The organism is Paenibacillus xylanilyticus (assembly GCF_047246825.1).
Taxonomy (GTDB): domain Bacteria; phylum Bacillota; class Bacilli; order Paenibacillales; family Paenibacillaceae; genus Paenibacillus; species Paenibacillus xylanilyticus_B.
Map to the genome: position 1 here is coordinate 1,681,716 of NZ_JBFOLB010000001.1, position 23,498 is coordinate 1,705,213.

Annotated in this window: 21 protein-coding genes; 1 reads left to right on the plus strand and 20 read right to left on the minus strand. The window is 46.8% G+C overall.

From position 1 onward, the window contains the following. Positions 1–18: 18 nt before the first annotated feature. From fliJ to AB3N00_RS07340, 16 genes are all read right to left on the minus strand, one after another. Positions 19–471, minus strand: a complete 453-nt coding sequence (fliJ, locus tag AB3N00_RS07265) for a flagellar export protein FliJ (protein ID WP_413033959.1) — start codon at positions 469–471, stop codon at positions 19–21. An 11-nt stretch (positions 472–482) separates the two neighbouring features. Then, entirely contained in the window at positions 483–1,802 is a 1,320-nt protein-coding gene (gene fliI / locus AB3N00_RS07270) for a flagellar protein export ATPase FliI (RefSeq protein WP_095287830.1), read from the minus strand. Beyond that, positions 1,789–2,643: a FliH/SctL family protein gene (locus AB3N00_RS07275; protein WP_413033960.1), complete on the minus strand. Its 855-nt coding sequence runs from the start codon at positions 2,641–2,643 to the stop codon at positions 1,789–1,791. The genes fliI and AB3N00_RS07275 overlap by 14 nt, the downstream gene beginning before the upstream one ends. Further along, positions 2,636–3,661: a flagellar motor switch protein FliG gene (gene fliG / locus AB3N00_RS07280; protein WP_405156299.1), complete on the minus strand. Its 1,026-nt coding sequence runs from the start codon at positions 3,659–3,661 to the stop codon at positions 2,636–2,638. The genes AB3N00_RS07275 and fliG overlap by 8 nt, the downstream gene beginning before the upstream one ends. Before the next feature lie 2 nt (positions 3,662–3,663). Continuing rightward, positions 3,664–5,247 carry a flagellar basal-body MS-ring/collar protein FliF gene (gene fliF / locus AB3N00_RS07285; RefSeq protein WP_413033961.1) on the minus strand — a complete coding sequence of 528 codons (1,584 nt, stop codon included), beginning with the start codon at positions 5,245–5,247 and terminating at the stop codon, positions 3,664–3,666. A gap of 149 nt (positions 5,248–5,396) precedes the next feature. Then, entirely contained in the window at positions 5,397–5,708 is a 312-nt protein-coding gene (gene fliE, locus AB3N00_RS07290; RefSeq protein WP_413033962.1) for a flagellar hook-basal body complex protein FliE, read from the minus strand. 60 nt (positions 5,709–5,768) lie between these two features. Continuing rightward, complete coding sequence (flgC, locus tag AB3N00_RS07295; RefSeq protein WP_413033963.1) at positions 5,769–6,218, minus strand: flagellar basal body rod protein FlgC; 450 nt, start codon at positions 6,216–6,218, stop codon at positions 5,769–5,771. A 5-nt stretch (positions 6,219–6,223) separates the two neighbouring features. Continuing rightward, positions 6,224–6,631 (minus strand): flagellar basal body rod protein FlgB, encoded by a 408-nt coding sequence (gene flgB, locus AB3N00_RS07300; protein WP_413033964.1) that lies wholly within the window; start codon positions 6,629–6,631, stop codon positions 6,224–6,226. A 987-nt stretch (positions 6,632–7,618) separates the two neighbouring features. Continuing rightward, positions 7,619–9,019, minus strand: a complete 1,401-nt coding sequence (gene hslU / locus AB3N00_RS07305) for an ATP-dependent protease ATPase subunit HslU (protein WP_413033965.1) — start codon at positions 9,017–9,019, stop codon at positions 7,619–7,621. Positions 9,020–9,149: 130 nt separating this feature from the next. Continuing rightward, positions 9,150–9,692: an ATP-dependent protease subunit HslV gene (gene hslV / locus AB3N00_RS07310; protein WP_312884293.1), complete on the minus strand. Its 543-nt coding sequence runs from the start codon at positions 9,690–9,692 to the stop codon at positions 9,150–9,152. A 28-nt stretch (positions 9,693–9,720) separates the two neighbouring features. Further along, positions 9,721–11,064 (minus strand): FADH(2)-oxidizing methylenetetrahydrofolate--tRNA-(uracil(54)-C(5))-methyltransferase TrmFO, encoded by a 1,344-nt coding sequence (gene trmFO, locus AB3N00_RS07315; protein WP_413033966.1) that lies wholly within the window; start codon positions 11,062–11,064, stop codon positions 9,721–9,723. Between the two features lie 15 nt (positions 11,065–11,079). After that, entirely contained in the window at positions 11,080–13,179 is a 2,100-nt protein-coding gene (gene topA, locus AB3N00_RS07320) for a type I DNA topoisomerase (protein ID WP_413033967.1), read from the minus strand. A 111-nt stretch (positions 13,180–13,290) separates the two neighbouring features. After that, positions 13,291–14,421, minus strand: coding sequence for a DNA-processing protein DprA (dprA, locus tag AB3N00_RS07325; RefSeq protein WP_413033968.1), 1,131 nt, complete (start codon positions 14,419–14,421; stop codon positions 13,291–13,293). A gap of 244 nt (positions 14,422–14,665) precedes the next feature. Continuing rightward, the gene (sucD, locus tag AB3N00_RS07330) at positions 14,666–15,595 is read right to left on the minus strand and encodes a succinate--CoA ligase subunit alpha (RefSeq protein WP_175396079.1); all 930 of its coding nucleotides are present in this window, start codon (positions 15,593–15,595) and stop codon (positions 14,666–14,668) included. A gap of 183 nt (positions 15,596–15,778) precedes the next feature. Beyond that, a complete protein-coding gene (sucC, locus tag AB3N00_RS07335) occupies positions 15,779–16,939 on the minus strand; it encodes an ADP-forming succinate--CoA ligase subunit beta (RefSeq protein ID WP_413033969.1) in 1,161 nt (386 codons plus the stop codon). A gap of 247 nt (positions 16,940–17,186) precedes the next feature. Further along, positions 17,187–17,642: a MarR family winged helix-turn-helix transcriptional regulator gene (locus AB3N00_RS07340; RefSeq protein ID WP_413033970.1), complete on the minus strand. Its 456-nt coding sequence runs from the start codon at positions 17,640–17,642 to the stop codon at positions 17,187–17,189. 412 nt (positions 17,643–18,054) lie between these two features. On the opposite strand from AB3N00_RS07340, the gene AB3N00_RS07345 reads away from it, so the two are divergent. After that, positions 18,055–19,659, plus strand: a complete 1,605-nt coding sequence (locus AB3N00_RS07345; protein ID WP_413033971.1) for a YifB family Mg chelatase-like AAA ATPase — start codon at positions 18,055–18,057, stop codon at positions 19,657–19,659. 267 nt (positions 19,660–19,926) lie between these two features. Here the strand turns inward: AB3N00_RS07345 and AB3N00_RS07350 are convergent, their stop codons facing one another. From AB3N00_RS07350 to AB3N00_RS07365, 4 genes are all read right to left on the minus strand, one after another. Continuing rightward, positions 19,927–20,484 (minus strand): nitroreductase, encoded by a 558-nt coding sequence (locus AB3N00_RS07350; protein WP_413033972.1) that lies wholly within the window; start codon positions 20,482–20,484, stop codon positions 19,927–19,929. A gap of 256 nt (positions 20,485–20,740) precedes the next feature. Continuing rightward, the gene (locus AB3N00_RS07355) at positions 20,741–21,148 is read right to left on the minus strand and encodes a YraN family protein (RefSeq protein WP_413033973.1); all 408 of its coding nucleotides are present in this window, start codon (positions 21,146–21,148) and stop codon (positions 20,741–20,743) included. After that, positions 21,145–21,453: an EscU/YscU/HrcU family type III secretion system export apparatus switch protein gene (locus AB3N00_RS07360; RefSeq protein ID WP_413033974.1), complete on the minus strand. Its 309-nt coding sequence runs from the start codon at positions 21,451–21,453 to the stop codon at positions 21,145–21,147. The genes AB3N00_RS07355 and AB3N00_RS07360 overlap by 4 nt, the downstream gene beginning before the upstream one ends. Further along, a complete protein-coding gene (locus AB3N00_RS07365; protein ID WP_413033975.1) occupies positions 21,450–23,495 on the minus strand; it encodes a DNA ligase in 2,046 nt (681 codons plus the stop codon). Before AB3N00_RS07365 ends, AB3N00_RS07360 begins: the two co-directional genes overlap by 4 nt. Positions 23,496–23,498: the final 3 nt, after the last annotated feature.

Sequence of the window (23,498 nt, forward strand, 5' to 3'; positions counted from 1 at the left end):
CTTCGCTTCCGAAGCACATCAAATTGCGCGTCCGGCTTTGGCAGCGAAGCGTACAGTAGCCATCTCGTCCAGATCGTTCTGTTCCCGGAGGAGCATCTCCTGCTGAAATTTGATTTTGGCCTTGTCTCTCGCTTCAAGCCACACTTTTTCATCAACCATTTTGCCGTTCAAGAACGTCTGATTCCGCTGTACATTGACCTGTGCGTGTTTAACATCCGAATTCTTTTTGGAAATGCACTCATCCAGGTGATAAACGTATCGCTGCATTTCTTGCAGACTGGATACTGAAGCTCTGCTCTCCGTTGCGGATTGAATGACGCTAATCAGATTATTTTTATCATTCATCAGTTGTAAAAGGTGTTCTTCTTCCGTTTGAAGTTTGCCGATCGCTGTGGATAACATCCACTCCGCTTGTGTTTTTTCATTGCTTTTCAGGTCAACAACCTTTTGGAAATGATATCGAAATTTCATCGTTTAACCTTTCATCTCCTTGCAAATTCAAGAATCAAACGTTCCTGCACTTCACTCAGTGTTACTTTTTCATCCACTTTTTGCTTGGTAAAGTTCCATATACTTTCGATCTGATCCATCGCTTCATCAATTGCTGCATTCGAGCCTCTCTGATACGCACCAATGTTGATCAAATCCTCTGATTCTTTGTATACAGCCATTAATCGCTTCATATTATTAACAGCTTCGAGCTGTTCTTCAGGTGCAATGTCTTTCATGACACGACTAATGCTGGCAAGCACATCAATCGCTGGGAAGTGACCTTTGTTAGCAATGGAGCGATTCAGTACAATATGGCCATCCAGAATACCCCTTACAGCATCCGCAATCGGTTCATTCATATCGTCACCATCCACGAGCACCGTATAAAATGCTGTAATGGAGCCGGTTGGTCCAGTCCCTGCACGCTCGAGCAATTTAGGCAAACTTGCAAATACAGAAGGTGTATAACCTCTCATCGCTGGAGGCTCACCCACAGCAAGTCCGACTTCCCTTTGAGCCATGGCATAACGAGTAACGGAATCCATCATTAACATGACATTCATGCCTCTGTCCCTGAAATATTCCGCAATCGTGGTTGCAATGACTGCTCCTTTAATTCGAATCAACGCGGGTTGGTCTGAAGTTGCAACAATGACGACTGAACGTTCCAGCCCTTCTGGTCCCAGATCACGTTCGATAAAGTCACGCACCTCACGTCCCCGTTCACCTACGAGTGCAATTACATTCACATCAGCTGCTGTATTGCGAGCAATCATGCCCATCAAGGTACTCTTACCAACACCCGAGCCGGCAAAAATACCAACCCGCTGACCCTTACCAACAGTTAACAGACCGTCAATGGCTCTAACACCTACACCCATCGTCTCCAGTACCCGCGGCCGTTCCATCGGATTTACAGGTTTGTTTGATGTCGAAAACATAGGCATTCTTGAAGGAAGCAAGGAACCATCCAGCGGCTGCCCGAGTCCATCAAGCACTTTGCCGAGCAGTTCTGAACCAACCTGAACTCCAAGTGGCTTCCCCGTACCTACGACATCGCATCCGGGACCAATCGACTGTAATTCACCCAAGGGCATCAGTAGTACTTTGTTATCCCGAAAACCAACGACTTCGGCCTGAATCGGTTTTTCCGATTTACCCGGGTAGATGTAGCATACGTCACCGATGCTCGCGTCTGGACCTTCGGATTCCACCATGAGACCGATAACCTGAGTAACCTTGCCATTAACCCGGACTGGATCAAATTGACGTAAATGCTCCATATAACGCTGTGAACTAAGAACCTTCATGTTGATTTTTTCGCCCCTCATCCTCAAGTGCTATGCGGACCAGTTCTTTTTTAATTTCGGACAATTGTGTATCAATACGGGCATCCACGCTTCCGAAAGACGAGCGAATCACGCAGCCTTTGTCTTTCACCGTTGCATCCGGCAAAATCTGAAGTTCGGCCTGTGAGTCGATCGACAAGGACAACTCTTCACGTGCAGCTTGTACAAAAGCAAATTGCTCTGGAGCTACACATAAGGCAATCATTCCTTGTTCACGTTTGCGTGACAAATTCTGACGAATCAATTCAAGGGTATGATCCGGTTCGACTGTGAGCTGTTTATCAATGACCTTTTCAGCAATACCACATGCCAGTTCAACAAGAAATGGCTCTGCTTCCTGAATAATTTGCTCTTTTGCTACGTAAGCCTCTTTGAGTACTTCCTGAGCTTCTTTCATCATCTGTTCGATCTGCACTTGGAGATCCAGTTCAGCTTGTACTTTGCCTTCATCAAAACCCTGCTGAAAACCTTGTGAGCGCATCGCTTCAATTAAATGCTCATCCTGCTGACGCTGTTCCTGCCACCAGTTTTCGATCTGCTCACGGGCTTCTTTAAGCATGCGCTCCGCTTCCTCGGAGGCTTCACGTACCTGCTTTTCTGCAAACTCCTTCGCATCTTCCAGCATCTCCGCAGTCAGACGTTTCGTCTCTTCGTCTACTCGTGCCTGCAACTCCGCTGCCTCTGAACCTTCTGCTCCACTATCAAATTCCGCTGTTTCAGGTCCACCATAGTTATGATGGTTTTCAAGGCGTTTGCGGTCATCAACGGGTACATACTGGAAAGATTTAATCAAATTAGACAATGATATCATCTCCTCCGCCGCGAGCAATAATGATCTCACCAGCTTCTTCCAGTCTGCGGATCGTTCCTACGATACGAGTCTGGGCTTCTTCCACGTCACGCAACCGAACTGGTCCCATGAATTCCATTTCTTCCTTGAATGTCTCGGACATCCGTTTTGACATATTGCGGAACACCGCATCCCGTACTTCTTCGCTCGCCACTTTGAGTGCCAGCTGCAAGTCTGCGTTGTCGATATCGCGGATAATGCGTTGAATCGAACGGTCGTCCACATTGACAATATCTTCGAATACAAACATGCGTTTTTTGATTTCCTCGGCGAGTTCCGGATCCTGAATTTCCAACGAGTCCAGAATGGTACGCTCCGTACCCCGGTCGACTCCGTTCAAAATCTGTACGATCGACTCGATACCACCTGCATTTGTATAATCCTGCGTAACCGTTGAAGACAATTTTTGTTCCAATACACGCTCCACCTGAGAGATAACTTCAGGGGATGTACTGTCCATGACAGCGACTCTTCGTGCTACATCAGCCTGCTTTTCCTGAGGCAACGATGATAGGATTGCTGCTGCCTGCTCAAATTGCAGATAGGATAGTACCAAAGCAATCGTCTGCGGACTTTCATTCTGGATAAAGTTTAAAATTTGGTTTGGATCAGCTTTGCGTGCAAAGTCGAATGGTCTAACCTGCAGCGTAGCTGTCAAACGATTGATAACTTCAAGCGCTTTCTGCGATCCGAGCGCTTTCTCCAAAATTTCTCTCGCGTAAGTAATACCGCCTTGAGAGATGTATTCCTGAGCAAGACAGATCTGGTGAAACTCAGCCATAATCATATCTTTTTCGGAAGCATCGACTTTGCGAACATTGGCAATTTCCAATGTTAATTGTTCAATCTCCTCATCACGCAGATGTTTGAAGATTTGTGCTGACACTTCCGGACCTAATGTAATCAACAAAATTGCTGCTTTTTGTCTTCCAGTCAAACCCTGACTGCTTGCCTTTGCCAATGCGTTCACCTCTATTCGTCAGCCAGCCACGTACGCAGCAGATTGACGAATTCGTCCGGCTTTTTCTTCGCCAAACTCTCCAATTGTTTGCGCACTTGACTTTCGTTCGTTACACTGTCCAACGTAATGGACGGGAACTCTGTTGCTACTGGGAGAGGAATCTCTTCTTCTTCCTCTTCGTTTTGTTTGCGGCGACGGCGTACGAGCAAGATAACGACTGCTGCGATTAATGCTGCCACCAGCGCTCCTATGCCCCACATCATGCCTGTCGAAAGCTGGAATCCTGTCTCTGCAGCTGCTGCAGTTTGGAAGCCTTGGGAGATTACCGAAACTTTCTTGGTCAGATCTGCGTCTGTTATTGCATCACCTGAATCTGCAAGTGAAGCTCGAACGATATTCACCAAAATGTTTTCAATGGCATCCTGAACAGGTTGTTGTAATTCCGTTTGCCCTTCAGGTGGTTCAACTGCCACGTTAATGGTTAAATCTTTTACAGTATAAGGACTGGAAATGATATCTTTGGCAATTCGATTCACTTCATAGTTGACCGTGCTTGATGATTCCTCAGAGGTAGAATTCCCCGCTGCATCCGTTGAAGGATACCCCGGAACTTCTTCTTGCCCAGTTCCTGCGACACCACCTGTTGGAGTATTAGCACCTGTATAACTCTTTTGAATCTCCTGCACACTGATCTCGATGCCCTTCATGTTTTCTTCATCGACTGGTGTGACCAGATTCTCTTTGCTCGTCACTTTATCGAAGTTAAGCTTGGAAGCGACCAGAACATTTACTTTGTCTTCGCCTACAATTTGAGAAAGAAACTGTTTTACATTGTTGCGTACGTCATTTTCGAATTTCTTCTGCAAAGCCATATTTTCCTGGACTTCAGAAGATAATCCGCCACTGCCTCCACGAGCCGTTGGAATCAATTCGGCTTCATCTGTGTTGGTAATCGTAATATTTTCAATTGGCAAGTTGGGAATAGCAGACTTTACCAAATTAAAGTATCCGTCAACTGCGGCCTGATTCGGGTGATATCCCGGTTTAAACTGCAATGCTACGGAAGCTGATGCTTTGTCCTGCTCTTCAAGGCCGGCAAAGATATTATCTTTGGGCATGTTGACCAACACTTTGGCGTCTTGTATGCCTTGCATGCGCTGAAGTAATTGTTCCACTTCTCCGTTTATCGCATTGTTATACTTTACATCGAATTCTTTGTCCGTCATCCCGATTGGTGATGAGGATTCCTCGAATGATTTGTAACCCAATGAACCATTTTGAATAATCCCCTGTGATCCGATGTTCACTTTCGCAAGTGCAACATCCGTGCTCGGTACCGATATGGTTTTCCCGTCTGCACTTAACTTGTAGGGAATACTTGATGAATCCAGGTAATTAATAACTCCTGCAGAGTCACTGGCATTCAAATCGGTAAATGCAACTTCATATTCTGTTTTGGACAATTGCATCGTTAATACAACCGCCGCCAGAATTAAGAATAAAAAGGTGGAAACCAGTAATACTTTCTGTTTTTTGCTGAAGCTATTCCAATACTGGGTTGCTTTATCCCTGTACTGGGCAATTCTCTCATTCACTCTGTCACCCCATCCGAAACTTTGCTTAGTCTGTCCTGAGTAATCACAGTACTTCTATTAGTAAGCACATAATTAACATTCAGGAGCAGCATCGCGGCTGCTTGTTGTAATGATCAGCGCTGTTATCGAAGCGCAAGCATGCTTTTTATTTACATTTGCGTACGCATAATCTCCTGATACGCTTCGACTACTTTGTTTCGGACTTGAGACGTGAGTTGCAGACTCAACAGGGCCTGTTCTGAAGCGATCATTACCTGATCCACGTTCACATTCCCCAATAAAAATTGATTAGACATTTCATGCGCTTGGGACTCCTGTGCAGCCACAGACCCTAATGCCTCTTGTAAGTATGTACCGAAGCTTTGGATGGTTTCGGCTGGTGTCGATGGTTTGCTAACGGAAGCATTTTGCATCTGTAATGGTTGAACCACCTGTGTGTTAAACATGTTGTTCTGAATCATTAATGTCCCTCCCCTTATCCTCTTATTAATGGTAAAAAAGCTCATTGCCCTTGTTGCAATCTATCTTCCTATCTCCAAAGCTTTTGTTATCATCGCTTTAGTTGAGTTCAATGCTGTTACGTTTGCCTCATAAGAACGAGATGCTGAGATCATGTCAACCATCTCTTTTGCAATATCCACATTCGGCATGTACACATAACCTTCAGCGTTGGCATCCGGATGAGAAGGGTCATATACAGGTTTCAGAGGAGACTGATCTTCACGAATCTCTGATACTCTAACTCCTTCACCAGAGGCCTTACTGCCCATATGATTCTGTAGGATGCTGCTAAACGAAGTTTTGTTTGGTTCAAGCACAACCATTTTTCTTTTGTAAGGAACTGCTTCACCATTGGCTACACTGGCGCGAGTCGTCTCTGCATTAGCGATGTTTGAAGATATTACATCCATCCTCAAGCGTTGGGCTGTCAAAGCTGAGGAACTAATGCTAAAACTGTTGCTGATATTCACCTAATTTATCTCCCTTCCACTCCAACACGCATCATTTTAATCTGTTCATTCACTTGTTGAATATAAGCGTTGTAACGCAACTGGTTCTCGGCCAGAAGGCTCATTTCTTTGTCGATATCGACATTATTCTGGTTGTTATTCATGGATGTTGACTGATCCATTGTAACTACGGGTGTAGGAACAGAAGAGGAAGGTCCTATGACAAAATGCCTTGAATCCGTCACTTTCCCTTTAAGAACTGGCATATCTCCGTTCGTTTGTTGCTGTAAAATTTCTTCAAAAGAAACGTCAGAACGCTTGTAGTACGGGGTGTCAGCATTTGCAATGTTGTCTGCAATCGTTTGTTGTCTGATGTTGGACGCATCGAGTGCACCTTGCAATCTTTTAAAGCTAATATCATTCAAAAGATTCATGTTTTCCCTCCTCTCCTTAGAAATTATGGAAAAAGATTGAATCCTTTCCCCTTAAAATCGCTTATGTTTTTCGACAAAAACATTCGCCTTTTCGCATTTTTCTAGGACTTAAGTAGAATTAACTCTGATGTTGTCGTATAACATAAGTTTCTTCGAGATTGGCATTTATTACAATAAGAAAAAAGCCCTATCTTTTCTGAAAGACAGGGCTTTTTGTGTATTTTCTGTAAATTATGAATTTTTTCGCAAATGTTGAGGCCCAAAACAAAATCAAGTTCACATCTACAAAACACACGCTTAAACATTCTTAAAATTTATAAAGGTTTCTTCCATCTTCTACGTATCGTTACATCATCTAGAGTACATACATTTGGGAAAATTTCTCTGAATTGTGTTAGCAATTTTTGCCGTCATAATAAGCTTTTTATTCACTTGAATTCTATAATGATTCATTCTATGTACTAAATAATTGACAACTTAAACTTTATGTTTCACTTGTTTACCTTGTTATTACACAACACTTTTTTAACAATTAAAGATTTCTGTAAACATGGAAGTCAACGTAAATATTTCACTACATCAGAATACCGCCGCTCTCGACTTTTTGCGCATTTGCGCAAATTTCCTCGACATTGTAATTAAACCGATGACCAGACTTGGATAAAACAAACCACCTTTTATTGGAAAAAGATCCATTCAAACACATGTCCGGTTTTGAATATATTCGATTTCCTCTGCCAACAACTGCGGCACAAGTCCTACTTTTCCCCACTTCAATGGCAACTCCACTCTTTTATCGGCATATTTGCGGAAATCCATTAGACTAGAATAAAAAATAGACGGTATCCATTTGACGTAAGATAAAACTTACCAACAGATCAGGACATACATCCTTGAATCCGAATAGTCGTCTCAGTCTTACGAACACTGTGAATACCGCCCTTAACCTCTTGTTTACATTACTGCTTATTGCAGAGATAAATCTATTTACAGAATATACTGACTCAGATCACGATCCAGTGCAATATCATTCAATTTCTCACGCACATACTCCGGAGTGATGACCATTCGCTCCAGCGTAAGTTCAGGAGCTTCATAGGACAAATCCTCTAGAAGTTTCTCAAGAATCGTATGAAGTCGACGTGCGCCTATGTTCTCCGTATTTTGGTTCACCGACTCTGCCAGCTTGGCAATCTCACGGATCGCCTCATCCGAAAACTCAATTTCGATATTTTCAGTACGCAGCAAATCGACATACTGTTTGGTTAACGCATTTTGAGGTTCAGTCAGAATGGACACAAATTCCTCCAAGGATAGACTGTTCAACTCCACGCGAATTGGGAATCGTCCCTGAAGCTCCGGAATCAGATCCGAGGGTTTTGCCACATGAAATGCGCCAGCCGCCATAAACAGAATATAATCCGTTTTGACAGGTCCGTACTTGGTCATGACCGTGGAACCTTCCACGATAGGCAAAATGTCCCTCTGTACTCCTTCCCGCGATACATCCGGGCCGCTCCCACGTCCCTGGCTGGCAACCTTATCAATCTCATCAATGAATATAATACCCGTTTGTTCAGCTCGGCGAATGGACTCTTGTGTGACATCATCCATGTCGATCAGTTTCCCTGCTTCTTCCTGAGTCAGGACTTTACGTGCTTCCTTGATGGGCAACTTGCGTTTTTTCGTACGACGTGGCAGAAGGCTGCCAAACATCTCCTGCATATTCATGCCCATCTGGTCATTCCCCTGACCTGCAAACATATCCATCATATTCGGCGCAGTGTCTTCAACATCGATTTCAATGATGTCTTCCTCCAGCTTGCCGGATAACAGATCAAATTTGATTTTGCGGCGCCGCTCTGCGACATTGGTGTCCGGCTCGGGCTCTTCCTGTTCAGGTGTATTGTTTCCGTTGTTGCCAAATATCATTTCAAACGGATTACGTTGATTTTTGGACTTGGATTGGGAAGGAGCCAGAATATGTACAATCCGCTCATTGGCAGCCTCTTCGGCCTTGTCTTTCACCTTTTCAGTCCGTTCCTGTTTGACCATCCGCATGGACGTTTCAATCAGGTCACGAATCATGGATTCTACATCACGACCAACGTAACCCACTTCCGTGAATTTCGTAGCTTCCACCTTAACAAACGGGGCCCCCACCAGTTTAGCCAAACGGCGGGCAATTTCGGTTTTACCTACACCTGTAGGTCCAATCATCAGAATATTCTTAGGCACAATATCATCCTGGGTATGCTCAGGCAAAAGGCTTCGGCGATATCGATTACGAAGGGCAACAGCCACCGATTTTTTGGCCTGTTTCTGACCTACAATATATTTATCAAGCTCTGCAACGATTTGTCTGGGTGTTAATGCCTGTGTTAGCATTTTCGCTTCCCTCCTACCAGTCTACTTAAATTCCTGCTTGGAAATATGTTATCAAAATTAGGGATAACCCCGCAAATTGATAGGAATAGCCCTGACGGCCATTGTCCATGTTACAGTTTGCGGGGTTATTTTACAGCTCTTCTACAATAATATTGTTGTTGGTATAAACACATAACTCTGCTGCGATCTGCAGTGACTCACGGGCAATGTCTTTCGCCTCCAGGTCAGTTGCATGACGTTTCAAAGCACGCGCAGCAGACAGGGCGAAGTTCCCTCCTGAACCAATCGCGATCACGTCGTCATCCGGCTCAATAATTTCGCCTCCACCAGAGATCAGCAGCATTCCCGTCTTATCCATCACGATAAGCAATGCTTCGAGTTTGCGCAAAATGCGATCTTGGCGCCAGTCCTTGGCAAGTTCCACTGCAGCACGCTGCAAATTACCGTGATGCTCCTCCAGCTTGCCCTCAAACTTCTCGAACAGGGTAATGGCATCTGCTACGGAACCAGCAAAACCGGCCACTACCTGTCCGCGATACAAACGTCTTACCTTCTTGGCCGTATTTTTCATGACAACGCTTTGCCCCATGGTCACCTGACCATCTCCGGCAATCGCTGCCTTGCCATTATGACGAACTGCGCAGATCGTTGTAGCGTGAAATGACATATCCACGATTTCAGCCTCCTCCCACGAATATAATTTATACGCGTTCCGGAACGGTTAGACCTTCTGCAGCAGCAAAACGGGCAATACCATCCAGCGCACGCTGTGCAAGAGCCTCATTTTTTTCTTTTTTGTTACGAATCTTTGTCTCCAATTTTGGCAGCAAACCAAAATTCGCATTCATCGGTTGGAAGTGTTTGAAATCGGCCGTTGTAATATACTGAGCCATACTTCCCAGAGTCGTCTCTACAGGCAACACAACAAGTTCCTGTCCGAGTGCCGCTTTGGCTGCATTCATACCTGCAATCAGACCCGATGCAGCAGATTCGACATACCCTTCCACGCCTGTCATTTGACCTGCAAAGAACAGGTTAGGACGCTCTTTGAACTGATACGTTGGACGAAGCAGTTTCGGAGAATTGATGAACGTATTGCGGTGCATCACACCATAACGTACAAACTCAGCATTCTCCAGACCAGGAATCAGGGAAAATACCCGTTTCTGTTCTCCCCATTTCAGATGCGTCTGGAATCCAACCAGGTTGTACAGCGTACCCGCCGCATTATCCTGTCTAAGCTGAACAACTGCATGTGGTAATTCTCCTGTATGCGGATTTACCAAACCTACTGGTTTCATCGGTCCAAACAGAGCTGTTTGTTTCCCGCGTTTCATCATGACTTCGATTGGCATGCAGCCTTCAAAGTAGATTTCCTTTTCAAATTCCTTCAATTGGGCAACCTCTGCCGTAATCAGAGCATCATAGAATACATCAAACTCTTCTTCTGTCATTGGGCAGTTTAAATAAGCCGCCTCACCTTTGTCATAGCGGGAAGCGAGGTACACCTTGTTCATATCAATGGAATCTTTTTCAATGATCGGCGCAGCCGCATCGTAGAAATAGAAGTACTCCTCACCCATCAGCGACTTGATTTGTTCAGATAATGCAGGTGAAGTCAATGGGCCTGTGGCAACGACTACAATGCCATCCTCCGGCAGTGAGGTCAGTTCTTCATTTACTACTTCAATGAGTGGATGTTGATGAAGCGTTGAAGTAATCTCTCCCGAGAATCCATCGCGGTCAACAGCAAGTGCCCCTCCGGCAGGAACCGCATTGCGATCCGCTGCGCCCAGCACCAGGGAATTCAGCATTCTCATTTCTTCTTTCAGTACGCCGACTGCATTCGTTAAACCATTGGCACGCAGTGAATTACTGCACACCAGTTCTGCAAATTTATCTGTATGATGAGCCGGCGTTTTTACAACCGGTCTCATCTCGTATAGCTTCACACGTACGCCGCGACTTGCAATTTGCCAAGCTGCTTCAGTACCGGCCAGCCCGGCCCCAATTACGGTTACTACTTGTTCATTCGTCAAAATCATTTACCCCCATATATGCTAATCCGCTGTTTCTTCTTCCGGTTCTTCAACCGGCTCCTGATGGTCACAGGATGTACATTGCAAACGCGTTCCCTGTTTGTTACGTTTCTCAATCATGAGAGAACCGCAACTTGGGCAAGGTTTGGCTGACGGTTTATCCCAAGATACAAAATCACACTCCGGATACTTGTCACAACCATAGAAAATGCGCCCTTTTTTACTGCGACGCTCCACAACATGCCCTTCCTTACACTTCGGACAAGTTACACCGATATCCTTGATAATCGGTTTGGTATTCCGGCAATCCGGGAATCCGGAGCAGGCAAGAAACTTGCCAAATCGACCCAGTTTGTACACAAGCGGCTTGCCGCATTTTTCACAGATTTCATCCGAGACTTCGTCTTCAATCTCAATTTCTTTCATTTCTTCTTCTGCAAACTCAAGCCGTTTTTCGAATGATTCGTAAAATTCAGCAAGTACTTTGACCCAGTCCTCCGAACCTTCTTCCACATGGTCAAGATCACCTTCCATATTGGCTGTGAACTCTACATTCAGAATTTCGGGGAAAAACTCTTCCATCTGTTCGATGACCAGTTCTCCCAGCTCGGTCGGCATGAATTTTTTCTCTTCGATTGCAACATATCCACGCTTTTGAATGGTTTCCAGGGTTGGCGCATATGTACTTGGACGCCCTATGCCCAGCTCTTCCAGCGTACGAACGAGTCTCGCTTCCGTATAACGTGGCGGTGGTTGTGTGAAGTGCTGCTTCGGCTCTATCTCCTGTTTTTCCAGCAGATCCCCACTTTTCAATGGAGGCAGCAAACGATCTTCTTCTGTAGTCCCATCGTCATTTCCTTCCACATAAACCTTCATGAAGCCCTGAAAGCGGACTTTGGAGCCTGCTGCACGGAAAATAGTATCTCCGGCTGCGATATCCACAGAGAGGGTGTCCAGAATAGCGGAAGACATCTGGCTGGCCACGAAGCGTTCCCATACCAGTTTATATAGTCTGAATTGATCACGGCTCATAAATGACTTGATGGAGTCAGGATCACGCAGAATGGATGTTGGACGAATAGCTTCGTGAGCATCCTGTGCATTAGCTGCTTTTTTGGAATAGTTTCTCGGCGTCTCAGGTGCAAAAGCTTCCCCATACTTACCGATAATGTATTCCTTGGCTTCTTCCTGAGCAGATGCCGCAATCCGGGTGGAGTCTGTACGCATATACGTGATGAGACCCACTGTGCCTTCTTTTCCAAGGTCTACACCTTCATAGAGCTGTTGAGCCACCGACATCGTTTTGGAAGCCCTGAAATTCAATTTCCGTGCAGCTTCCTGCTGCAAAGAACTTGTGGTAAACGGAGCGGAAGGGTTCCGGCTCCGCTCTTTCTCTTTCACTTCCTTGACGGTAAAGTCCGCATTCTCAATTTGTTTTAATATGGCTTGAACTTCAGCTTCGCTCCCCAGTTCGGTTTTTGCACCGTTTAACTGATGGAACTTGGCTTCAAACGGATTGCCATCTGCGGTGAGTTTTGCCGTAATGCTCCAGTACTCTTCTGGAACAAAGTCGTCTATTTCATTTTCACGATCCAAAATAATTTTGACTGCCACCGACTGAACACGTCCTGCAGATAATCCTTTTTTGACTTTCTTCCATAATAGTGGACTAATTTTATATCCGACAAGCCGATCCAAAATACGTCTAGCCTGCTGCGCATTCACCAGATCCATATTGATCTTGCGCGGTGTTTTGAACGCATCTTTGACCGCCTGTTTCGTAATCTCATTAAAGACAACCCGGCAATCTTCCGTGTCATCCAATTCAAGTGCATGAGCCAAATGCCATGCAATAGCCTCGCCTTCGCGATCCGGGTCAGCTGCGAGATACACTTTTTTCACTTTCTTTCGTGCATCCTTCAGTTCTTTCAAAATCGAACCTTTGCCGCGGATCGTAATATATTTCGGATTAAAATCATTTTCCACCTCAACGCCGATCTGACTTTTCGGCAAATCGCGCACATGTCCCATCGAAGCTTTCACGATGAACTTGCTGCCTAAATACTTGCCGATTGTCTTCGCCTTTGAGGGCGACTCCACGATTACGAGTGAATCCGCCATAGGTTCATCCTCCTCTCAGTCATGAAACTGCTTGGTTCTTGTCATGCTTATCAGCAATTCAATAACTTCCGTTAATAATCTATTTTCACATGCCGCTTGGTCACAGCATCGTCATACCCTTGCATATTTTGTTCCAGGTAATTGGCTAATCTGCTTTTTTATGATTAAAGATAACAGAACTGAATGCAAATGTCCAAAATCCCAACCGAGCTGCTCCACGAGTTGATCCAAAGATCTTTCGTCCTGCTCCAGGATTGAGATGATACGTTTCTCATCGGATGAGAGACTTACCTCAGGGAACATCCCCGGTTTGTGATCTTCTCCGTTTTCAGGGGAACGTCCTCTATTGTAAGGAAGTTGTTCGGGATTTGGCAAGTCCATTCGATACTCTTCAAGCAGATCGTCTGCGCAAGTGACCAATTTTGCTCCCTGACGAATGAGATTGTGAGCGCCACGACTCTTAGGAGATGTGATTGGACCAGGGACTGCAAAAACATCCCTCCCCGCCTCCAACGCTGCATCTGCAGTTATCAGTGAGCCACTTCGTATATCTGCTTCCACGACCAGTGTTCCAAGTGTCAAACCCGCAATAATTCGATTGCGTTCCGGAAATAGTCCCTGATGAGCACGCGTCCCAGGTGGATATTCCGACAATAGCAGACCTGTTTCGGCAATCCGCTCAGCTAATCCCTTATTCTCGGGTGGATAGATTCTATCAATACCTGTGCCAAAGACTGCAATGGTTTTACCACCTGCACGGAGAGCAGCCTCGTGACACACGCTATCAATTCCTCTGGCCAGTCCACTTACAATGGACAACCCAGCACCGCAAAATTCTGCCGTCAGCTTTTCCCCCACTTTGCGCCCGTAGACTGTAGGCATTCGGGTGCCTACCATCGCAATAGCCTTTGTATGCAGCAAATTCATGTCACCACGACCGTACATAACCCAGGGTGGCTGAACGGTTTCCTTCATTAATATGGGGTATTCTTCGTCCAGATAGGTAATAACCTGAATTCCTTGTTTATAAACCAATTCCCGTCTTTGCTCAATCCAATCCATATGAAAACTTTTGGCGAGTCTGCTGGCTTGGTCTTTGCGCAATCCGGCTCGTACCCAGTCTCCTTCTTCATAATTCAGGAGATCCGTAAGGATATGCTGCCCTGACATTAATTTCGAGATTGTTCTCTTCCCAACACCATCCATCTCATGCAAACCGAACAAAATCCAACTTTCTTCCATAATATAGACCTCCCGGTCGGGAAGAACACTTCCCTCATATTGTGTAGGTTGTGACCACAGATTGCAAGCGTTTACTTTGTCGGGAGCTATTCACCACCCTCATTTGGTAAGCAACACAACGCAAAAAAGCAACCCTTCGCCCTGATTAGGGACAAAAGGTTGCTTACCTTTTCCGTATCACAATAGTCGGTTATCAGAGTGTACAGTATCTCTGAACCGTTTCTACTATTATAACGGAAAAGAATTAATGTGTCGTGCACAAATTCAGAATACCGCGTTCTTCAAGCACGCTCACCAGCGTAGAACCCATCTCAGCAGGTGTCGGCGCAACTTTAATACCACAGGATTCAAGCTTTGCAATTTTTTCCTTGGCTGTGCCTTTACCTCCTGAGATAATGGCACCTGCATGACCCATCCGTTTGCCTGGAGGCGCAGTAACGCCACCGATAAATCCAACCACCGGTTTCGTCATATTGTCTCGTACCCACTCTGCAGCGTCTTCCTCAGCTGTACCACCGATCTCACCGATCATAATGACCGCATGGGTTTGTGGATCTTCATTGAAACGTTTCAGTATATCAATGAATTCGGAACCTTTTACAGGGTCTCCCCCGATTCCTACCGCTGAAGACTGTCCAATACCGCGCGTAGTCAATTGATGAACGGCTTCATATGTGAGCGTTCCACTACGGGAAACGACACCAACATGTCCCGCCATATGGATGTACCCAGGCATAATTCCGATTTTACATTCACCCGGTGTAATCACGCCAGGACAGTTTGGTCCAATCAGAACTGTTTTTTTGCCATCCATGAAACGGTCTACCTTGACCATATCAAGGACAGGAATACCCTCTGTGATACAGATTACGAGATCAAGCTCGGCATCAACAGCTTCCATGATGGAATCTGCAGCAAACGCTGGTGGAACATAAATAACGCTCGCTGTTGCACCTGTTGCTTCCTTCGCTTCTTGTACCGTATTAAATACCGGAAGACTAACCACTTGGCCATTTTCCAGTGTGATATCAACATTGGTTCCGCCTTTACCTGGCGTCACACCGCCTACCATCTGGGTTCCGTAATCCAATGCGCCCTTCGTGTGGAACATTCCCGTTGAACCCGTAATGCCTTGCGTAATGACTTTTGTATTTTTATCGATCAAAATACTCACGTTGCTTCACATCCTTACGGTTATTTTTCAAGTTCCGTTTCGTTCCGGAACTAAGGAAGCAGTTTATATCATTTTATTCCATCGCTAGCGGGGACATGAATTAGACGGACTGAAGCATTCCGATCCAATTCATGAAGATTGCGAACCGCTCTTTGGATTGATATAAATGGCCCAGGAATGAACTTATTTTACGAGGGCAACAATTTTTTGTGCACCGTCAGCCATGGAATCAGCAGGAACAATATTCAGGCCGGATTCACCCAAAATCTGTTTGCCAAGCTCCACATTCGTTCCTTCAAGACGAACAACCAGCGGTTTCGTGAGACCAAGCTGCTTCGCCGCTTCAACGACACCGTTCGCAATGACATCACAGCGCATAATGCCGCCGAAAATGTTAACGAAGATACCCGCCACTTTGGCATCAGACAGAATGATTTTAAATGCTTCTGTCACTTTCTCCGTTGTTGCACCGCCTCCAACATCGAGGAAGTTGGCCGGGTCGCCACCGTAGTATTTGATGATATCCATCGTAGCCATCGCAAGTCCCGCACCGTTAACCATACAGCCGATGTTGCCATCAAGTGCTATGTAGCTGAGGTCGTATTTGGAAGCCTCGATTTCTTTTTCGTCTTCTTCATCCAGGTCGCGGAGCTCCAGAATGTCCTTGTGACGGAACAAGGCGTTGGAATCAAAGTTCAATTTAGCATCCAGCGCGATAACGTTTCCATCTCCAGTTACAACAAGAGGATTAATCTCAGCGATGGAGCAATCTTTTTCCACAAATGCAGTGTACAATGCAAGCATAAATTTAACTGCTTTGTTCACCAGCTCGTTCGGAATACGAATGCTGTAAGCCAATTTACGTGCCTGGAATACTTGCAATCCAATTGCAGGGTCGATAACTTCTTTGAAGATTTTCTCAGGAGTAGCTTCAGCCACTTCCTCGATCTCAGTACCGCCTTCTTCGGAAGCCATCATAACGACTCGGCCCGTTGCACGGTCAACCACAACACCCACGTAATACTCTTTGCGGATATCGCAGCCTTCTTCAATCAAAAGACGCTTTACTTCTTTGCCTTCCGGTCCAGTCTGGTGTGTTACCAATACTTTCCCCAGAATTTCGGAAGCATAAGCACGAACTTCATCTGCGCTCTTCGCTACTTTTACGCCACCGGCTTTTCCCCGGCCACCTGCGTGAATTTGCGCTTTGACTACAGTCACCGGACTGCCCAGTGCCTCTGCGGCCGCAACCGCTTCATCGACTGTATAAGCAACCTTCCCATTAGGAACGGCAACTCCATACTGTTTCAGTACTTCTTTTCCTTGATATTCATGGATATTCATTCTCGAATCCTCCTATCAACATGACTGCAACAAGGCGGGTTGGTTGACTACCAAAAGACAAATGTTGACTATTTTCACTTAAACCCAATTCATTGTAACACGTTTTTAAAACGCTTTCCTTAAAAAAGTAATGGTTAATAGACAGCTTTTTGATATGGATATCATCCCATATTGTGAATGCTTGGATATAACTGGAAAAACCCCGGACTAATATGTCCGAGGTTTCTTCCTTTCACTGACCCTGAGTTTATTTTTTAGCTGCTTTGGTATTCGTTTCATGAACCTTATGAAGAAGCCCCTTAAACTGACCAAGCAAAGATTCAAACTCAGAACTGCTTAGACATGCATCTCCCTGAATGGAATCTGGAATGGATAGCGCCTTGGTGCGCAGCTCCTTGCCCGAATCGGTTAGCGTGATAAGCACTTTACGCTCATCCTGTGCTGAACGTTCACGATGAATGAGTCCGGCTGACTGCAGACGTTTCAACAGAGGAGTCAATGTACCCGAATCCAAATACAGTGCCTCTCCGATTTCTTTTACCGTGCATTCCTCTCGCTCCCACAAGACCATTAAGACCAAATACTGCGAGTAGGTTACGCCCAGTACTTCAAGATACGGCTGGTACATCTTCGTGATTTCACGTGAACAAGCATATATGGCAAAGCATAATTGGTTATCCAACTTCAAAGCATCCGTTTGCATAATATTGATCTCACCTGCCTAGTGTGCATTGAATTCCTAACAACAGCAATGATTATAGCGCATATTAGAAACTCTCTATATATCTTATCACAAATTAGAAAAAAAACAGAATAATTGAGCACAAGGGATTTTACTTTTCTATTTTATTGTGTTAAATTAAATTGTGTAAAATATTATATGCTAAATTGAAATTGCAATAATACATCCAATCCAAACTATGAATTTCTAATCCTAGCCACGTGTGGAATACCAAAATTCAGGAGTCAGGGTTCGAAATGCAGCAATGATGAAGACAGGTTGACGCCCTGATTTCTTTTATATACAATGCTTAATAGAAGCTGAGGAAGCACCTTAATTCGTAGACTGGCCCGTGCTATGCGAGCCAAAAACGGAGTGAGGTGTTTCTTTAATTATGTACGGAAAATTGTATAGTGCCTGTTTATATGGGATTGACGGGGTACTAATTGAAGTGGAAACCGATTTGTCCAACGGACTGCCCCAGACTTCCATTATTGGCTTGCCGGATTCGGCTATTCGTGAAGCGGTAGAGCGTGTTCGTGCAGCCGTCAAAAATTGTGGTTATCAGTACCCCTTACAGCGGATTACGATTAATTTGGCCCCTGCTGACCTGCGTAAAGAAGGATCTTCATTCGATCTAGCCATTGCCGTGGCATTGCTAATGACAAGTGGGCAGCTCGTGCTGCCACCTCAGGAGCGAACACTCATGCTGGGTGAACTCGCGTTGGACGGCTCGGTCAGATCAGTACCGGGTGTACTCGCCATGGTGGATTTGGCCAAACGTCAGGGCTTTACCTCTGTCCTTCTCCCGTCTGACAATCTGGCAGAAGCTTCGTTGATCAGCGGTATAAACGTATACGGAGTTCGTCATCTGCAAGACATCTCACCAGACACGACCGCTTTCAAAACCAATGAAGGCAGCCCGTCTAAAGCGGGACCCATTGTTTTGAATAGCTTTGCTCACCTTATCAAACCTGCTTATGAACACAGTTCTTCCACCAACAGTCATGCGAGGACTCAGACATCTGTTTCATTCACGGAGGACTATAGCGACGTTCTCGGCCAACATCATGTGAAGCGTGCACTGATGATTGCAGCAGCCGGGATGCATAACATATTGCTTGTGGGCCCACCCGGGACAGGGAAAACAATGCTGATCAAACGCCTGCCCACCATTCTTCCTCCGTTGTCGGAGGAAGAAGCGCTGGAAGTCACCAAAGTGTTAAGTGCTGCAGGAAAACTGAAAGAAACCTCAAGCGGTTTGGTCACAGAACGTCCCTTTCGTTCACCCCATCACACGATATCCACTTCCGGCCTGATCGGCGGCAGTGGTATTCCCAAGCCAGGTGAAGTCAGTCTGGCCCACCGGGGAATCCTGTTTCTGGATGAACTTCCCGAGTTCCATCGTCAAGTGCTTGAAGTTTTGCGGCAACCGCTGGAGGACCATACCGTCACGATAAGCCGGGCAAGAGCTGCTTTTACGTTTCCGGCCCAGTTTATGCTCGCATGCTCCATGAATCCCTGCCCCTGCGGGTACTTGTCCGCTCAATCAGAGGATCAGCGCTGTATATGCAGCCCATCCCGTGTCGCCGCCTATCGTGCCAAAATTTCGGGACCCTTGCTGGATCGAATAGATCTGCAGGTCGAGGTTCCTCCACCTGGCGAATGGCGTAACGCGGCACCTTCCCCTACTTCAGCCGAGATGCAAGCCAAGGTTGTTCAAGCTCACCATATTCAGGCCAAACGGTATGCTAACAGCTCTGTCCGTTGGAATAGTCAGTTATCCGGAAGATTGCTGCGTCGTACCGCCCAGCTTCCCGCGGAAGCCGATAATTTGCTCCAGCACACCCTACAGGCACTTAATTTGAGCATGCGTGCTCATGATCGGATTATCAAAATGGCACAAACGATTGCAGATCTGGAACATGACGGTGAAATTTTGACTTCCCATGTAGCTGAGGCGATTCAGTATCGGCAATTGGATCTGAATTTGTTTTGATTGAACGTTTAATACATGAGCATTTTGCATAACTCCAATAAGCGACTTCCAATATTTAATATATAGATCGAAATGGTCCTATTCGTCTATATATTGTACCCCGGAGCAAGTGGAATCGAATTATGCAACATGCTGACATACATGATAATGAACAATACGTCGAAGATACAAGATACTCATTGAAAAAACCGTCCAAGTTTGCTCCTTCATCGGAAAGAGTCTTGAACGGTTTTTTCATCAAACTTTTGGACAGGATATCCGTCTTAATTAGTCAAAAAGGGTCAGTTTGTCTTTGGCTGGTGTACGTTCTTTTGCAGAAGGAATAACGTCCGGATAACCCATGTACACCATGCCGATGATCTTTTCACCAGGTTGAATACCCAGTGGTTTGCGGAATTTCGGAGCGTACAGGAACGGTTTGGTTACCCAGAAGGTACCAATATCTTCGCTCCATGCAGCCAGCATAAAATTCTGTACGAGCGCGCTGACTGCCGCAAAATCCTCGTCCCATATATTTTGTCTTGGATCTTCTTCCAAAACCACAAGCATGATCGATGGAACTTGCATGATATTGGCAGAGAATTTGTTGTCTTCGCCCATTTCTGCTTCTATGGCGTTAGCCAGTTTCTTCCGTCCATCTCCGGTAAACAATAAAAATCTCCATGGCTCACGCAATTTATGGTTAGGTGCCCAGACTGCGGTATCCAACAACTCAATAATTTGTTCAGTTGGAACAGCATCTTTTTTGAATTTCTTGACGGTGCGTCGGTTCTGAATGGCACTTCTGACTTCATTGATCGTATTGGTTTTTGTCGATTTGGTCACGAACTTACCTCCCTATAGATAATTCTCCATGTAGCAAATTGAATTGCTAACTCTACGGATTTTTATGATAAACAAAAATGCAATAAGCTTGGTTACATCCTTGATTATACAACGAACTGTTCGTCAGATTCAAAGGAGGCCAATTCAATCAGGTTTGACTGCTTGCTACAAAAAAAGGGTGCCTCTAAAATATTGAATCCACTTAGGATACATCTATTTCGGAAACACCTTATTCAATCTATTTAATTTCAATAAATTAAAACGCATTTACAATATGATCAACCGTTACAATCTGACCTGCCGTATCCAGCATCACAGCAATCATATCAAACCGGATTTGTAGTTCCTTCTCTCTGGATTGTTGAAGGTATATGGCTGCCGTTGAGCGAACCTGCTGCATTTTACGGCCATCCACTGATTCCTGTGGTGTACCATAATGTCCCGCTCCACTGCGGCTGCGCACTTCTACAAAGACAAGCAAATCACCATATGAAGCAATAATATCAATCTCTCCACGGCGACAACGCCAGTTTTGTTCAATAATGTGGTAATCATGCTCACGCAGCCACCTGCAGGCAGCCTCTTCACCCAGCTTACCTTTTTGCTGACGCGTAAGTTTTGGGGATGGGTTATGTCCAGCTCCAGATCCTGGTAAGTGGCTCACCATCTATCCTCTCCCTCTCGTCCGGAAGCCAGCCGATCCGCCCGATAAATATAGGTCAATACTTCAGCTACCAGCTGATACAGTTCGGCTGGAATCTGCTCGTCCAGATCCAGTTTGGACAAGACCTCCACTAATGCGGCATCTTCCTGAACAGGGACCCCGTTTTCCTTTGCTTTATCCAGGATCGCTTCCGCAACTTTGCCGCGACCTTTGGCCACGACGACTGGAGCTTCGCTTTCTCCCGGTACGTATTTTAAGGCAACAGCCTTTTTGGAAAGAAGATCTGGCTGCGGCTCATCTTTCATACTCGCATATCCACCCCTTTGTACCGATCAGGGCTGTAATCAGACGCACTGATTTTTCGCTCAGCGCCCGGCTCCTGGCCAACAGGCCAAGGCTCCGTTTTGAAGGTCAATAATTGGTATCCCAGCTTATCCAGCGCCTCCTGGATAACTTCCCGTCCACTATCCAAAAGCGGACCCATGCCTTCCCGATCGTTGAGCACCCGCAGGCTAACAATATTATTGACGACATGCACATCTACCAGTGTAGGACCCAGACTTCTCATGTCCAGATCAAACCACAAACGACAGTTGGATGCATCCAGTTCCCCGCGCTGACCCCGACGAGATTGTATCTGAACAGAAGCCGTTTCTTCCCCATTGGGTCCAGTAATCGGAATGAACCAGTGCATTTGGGCAAAAGTAGAGCCCCGGTCCGTTGTCAGCAACAACTGCTGACCCGTCAGATATTGCACAGCCTGCCCGGCGGCTTCCTTGAGTGCCGCCGGAACGCTGTCGCTGCTGGCAAGCTGCAGCAGCAAGCCCTTCAGCGAGTCCGCGGTGCCTGGACTCGCTGCCTCACCCACGCGCGCCTGCGCAGCCGCGCCGTGCACAGCCTGCTGCTCGTGCTCCGCACCGAGCAGCTTCAGCACGCGCCCCACCCACGGGTCCCCTTCGTGGGTGACAGGCGCGTGCAGTGCGGCAGCGCCCGCAGGTGCTGCCGCACTTCCCCCAGCCGGCGGCGCATCAGCGCCGGCTGGCAAGGGCTGCGGCACGCCTCCGGCAGCCGCAGCCGCCTGGCCGCCCTGCGATGCAGGGGCGGCCTGTGCTGCCGCACCAGGCTGTGCCGGTGCGGCAGTGGACGCGCTGCGCAGCGCGTCCAGCAGGGCCAGCAGCTTCGGCGCCAGCTGTGCTGCCGTTGGTGCTGGCCCTGCTTGCGCCGCTGCGGGCGAAGCACTCGCAGCAGCAGGCGCTTCGGCGCGGCCATCAGTCCGCCCGGCCGCGCCACCTTCTTGCTGGCCTGCAAGCCCTCGGCCAGCTGCAGGATCAACCGTTGCCCCAGATGTACCCGGGCGACTCGCTTCAGCAGCGCGCGGGCTCTCTCCAGGAATCCCGGTCCCGGCCTGAATGCCTGACCCTGACTTTCCAGCCGTTTCCGTTTGGCTGGATCCTGGCTTTAGTGCACCTTCGGCATTCCCTGTCCCTGGGCTGGTCTGTACAGCGCTTCGCACACCTGCGCCTGCCTCCGCTGTACCACTGTTCGACATTGGAACAGCTCCTGCAGGTACTGCTGGTGAACCTTGAGTCAATGGCGCAGATAGGCCGGGGGTTCCCGCCTGACGTCCGCCAGTTGGCAACATTGCCGCATCATCCGTCTGCTGCCCTCCAGCTGACATAATAGGCAGACCACCCGACACAGGTAACTTTGGTGCACCTGCCTGCTCTCCCGCCAGAGCTGTTTTGCCCGCATTTTGAGTAAGGTACGTTTCCAACTGCTCAGTTAACCCATTCAACAGCTGATGGAGAGGTGGACCAAAGACGGTCTGATGCAGACCTTTTACCGTTTCCGCCGTGATTGGAAGGCCACGCTGAAAAGCAATACCTGTCGCCTGCACCCATTCCTCCACAGGCACCTGCGTCGGTTTGGCGGACATCATATTTTGAACCATGGCCACATTATCCTTCGTAAGCGGCAATCCACTGCGCTGCATGGCGAGCAGTAGTTCACGATTCCCTTTGGTATCCGGCAAACCTACCTCTTGAAGCAGATTGTTCAGCGAGGCTTGCGGCAATTCAGACAGCGTACCTGCCAGCGGCTTCATGACTGTCACGCCATTTTCTCCAGGTGGCTGTACCTGCAGCAGCGTGGTTTCCCCTGGACGAAGTGGTGTTTCAAGCTTGGCACGTACCTGTACCCCCTGAATTTGCAGGACTGCGTCTCCACCATCTTCTGAAACACTAACGACAGATCCCCGGACAACCTGTCCTTCCTTTAATTCCAGCGGCTTGGCATTTCCCGGTTTGCTGTCACCCAAAAGACCACGAATCATTGAGCCGATATTCACCAT